This is a genomic window from Vibrio sp. ZOR0018 (assembly GCF_963865925.1).
Lineage (GTDB): Bacteria > Pseudomonadota > Gammaproteobacteria > Enterobacterales > Vibrionaceae > Vibrio > Vibrio anguillarum.
Map to the genome: position 1 here is coordinate 1 of NZ_CAWMCN010000166.1, position 2152 is coordinate 2152.

3 protein-coding genes are annotated in these 2152 nt (G+C 40.8%); all 3 read left to right on the forward strand.

What is annotated here, in order from left to right; translation table 11 throughout:
* Positions 1 to 734 precede the first annotated feature (734 nt).
* The 3 genes from AACR75_RS18465 to AACR75_RS18480 all read left to right on the forward strand — a co-directional run bounded on the left by AACR75_RS18465 (position 735) and on the right by AACR75_RS18480 (position 2070).
* Positions 735 to 1343 (forward strand): glutathione S-transferase family protein, encoded by a 609-nt coding sequence (locus AACR75_RS18465; protein WP_047691300.1) that lies wholly within the window; start codon positions 735 to 737, stop codon positions 1341 to 1343.
* 198 nt (positions 1344 to 1541) lie between these two features.
* On the forward strand, positions 1542 to 1793 hold the full coding sequence (locus AACR75_RS18475) for a type II toxin-antitoxin system Phd/YefM family antitoxin (protein WP_001250181.1): 252 nt from the start codon (positions 1542 to 1544) through the stop codon (positions 1791 to 1793).
* Complete coding sequence (locus AACR75_RS18480) at positions 1783 to 2070, forward strand: type II toxin-antitoxin system RelE family toxin (RefSeq protein WP_047691303.1); 288 nt, start codon at positions 1783 to 1785, stop codon at positions 2068 to 2070. Before AACR75_RS18475 ends, AACR75_RS18480 begins: the two co-directional genes overlap by 11 nt.
* Positions 2071 to 2152 lie beyond the last annotated feature (82 nt).

Below are 2152 nucleotides of genomic sequence, written 5' to 3' on the forward strand. Positions count from 1 at the left end.
GTTGGGTAGTCAATCTCCGGCTAAAGTGCAGCAGCTAACAAACGGCTCAAGAGGGATTGCCAACGCTTGGCGGCTTTAGTTCAAAATTGAAGTTCAGTGTTTAAGTGTGTTTTTTGAGTTCGGTGGTGTGTTGTCAACCCCTTAGCCGGGCGTTATGTGTTTGGTCAGTTTTTAGGGTCCAAGCTACGATTTCATTGAGAATTCGTTTCGTGTTTTCGGCAAGTTGGCTTGGTCGAAATGGATTCGTGAACAACCTGAGATTGATCGTTTTCAAGGTTCTTGGGTTGCCTCAATTAAGTTTTGGATCTGGTTTGTGTTGAGTTTCGTCAGTTTCAAATCGCTTTAATTGAAATGTCTTTTTGACTGATTTTCTTGCTGACATTCAGCTCTGAAAATCTGGTGACGCAAAAAATTTAGCGGTTGCTGAAAGGGCGCTTTCTTTGTTGTTGATTCTGTAAGTGGCTCTCTTTGGCTCAGAACGCTGTGAAATTTAGGTTTTGGTAAGCATCGTTTTTGTACGTAACTTATTCAAATATCTTCATTTCTACGGTGGTTTACTTTGAATTCATAGCTAAATTCACATAACAATCAATTCAAGTGGATTCTCAACGCGTGGCAGTTTTACTATGCGTCAGGTAAAGTGTTTTACGGTGCAATGCAGCGACTTGGTCAGTGCGTTGTTCACCACTTAATTGGGCGTTATGTGTTTTTGAGTTTACAAAAGGAGATTTGTAGTGAAGGTTTATGGAGATATCCAATCTGGAAACTGTTACAAGGTCAAGCTGTTGCTTGCCTTCTTAGGCATTGAGCATGAATGGCATCACGTCAATATTTTAAAAGGTGACACAAAAACAGCCGAGTTTTTATCCATTAACCCGAACGGAAAAATACCCGCAGTTGTTTTGGATGATGGTCGTTGTTTGTCAGAGTCGAACGCAATTCTTGGCTATTTTGCAGATGGCACAGCGTTAATTCCTAGTGACCAATATGAAAAGGCTAAAATGTACGAATGGTTGTTCTTTGAACAATACAGTCATGAGCCATTTATCGCCGTGGCTCGTTTTATCCAAAAATATCAAGGTATGCCAGAGTCAAGATTAGAGGAATATCGTGCCTTACAACCTGGAGGTAATAAAGCCTTATCAATAATGGAAAGTCGCTTAGCTCAAACGGATTATCTTGTTGGTAAGCAACTCACTATCGCTGATATTGCACTGTACGCTTATACGCATGTTGCAGATGAAGGTGGTTTTAACTTATCCGATTACCCCAATATTCAAGCGTGGTGCAAAAGACTCCAAGAGCAAGCAGGCTACGTTGGTATGACGGAAACAAACACATAACAAACGCTTCAAGAGGGACAGCCAACGCGTAGCATTTTTATTATGCGTTGGTTTTTGTGATTAAGGTGTTATGCGGAAAGTCAGTAGTAGCGTTGTCTGCCCCTTAAGCGGGCGTTATGCCTCTTTTGTAAACCTCTAGCAATTACTTAAATTAAGGTCTAAAATTAGGTCTGATTTTAATGCTTATATGGTGAAGTTATGAGACAGGTATTAGCGAATTGCTCTGCCAGTATTTCAGAGTTAAAGAAAAACCCAACTGCTCTTTTGAACGAGGCTGATGGTTCAGCTATTGCGATCCTTAACCACAACAAACCCGCAGCTTACCTTGTACCGGCTGAAACTTACGAGTATCTGATGGATATGCTTGATGATTATGAGCTTTCCCAAATAGTAGATAGTCGTCGTGGTGATTTGTCGCAAGCTGTGGAAATCAATATTGATGACTTATAAGTTAAAGTTTTTGCCGGCAGCCCAAAAGGAGTGGAGTAAGCTAGCGCCAACTATTCAGAGTCAATTTAAAAATAAACTCAAAGAAAGGCTAGAAAATCCCTACGTTCCATCATCAAAGTTACGGGGTTATGATTCTGTTTACAAAATCAAACTTCGTACAGCTGGTTATCGTTTGGCTTATGAAGTCATCGACAATGAAGTTGTCGTTTATGTACTCGCTGTTGGTAAACGAGATAAAGACGCTGTTTATAAGAAACTCGCTTCACGCTTCAGCTAGCGGCATAACAAACGCTTCAAGAGGGACAGCCAACGCGCGGCATTTTTACTATGCGTTGGTTTTTGTGATTACGGTGTTATGC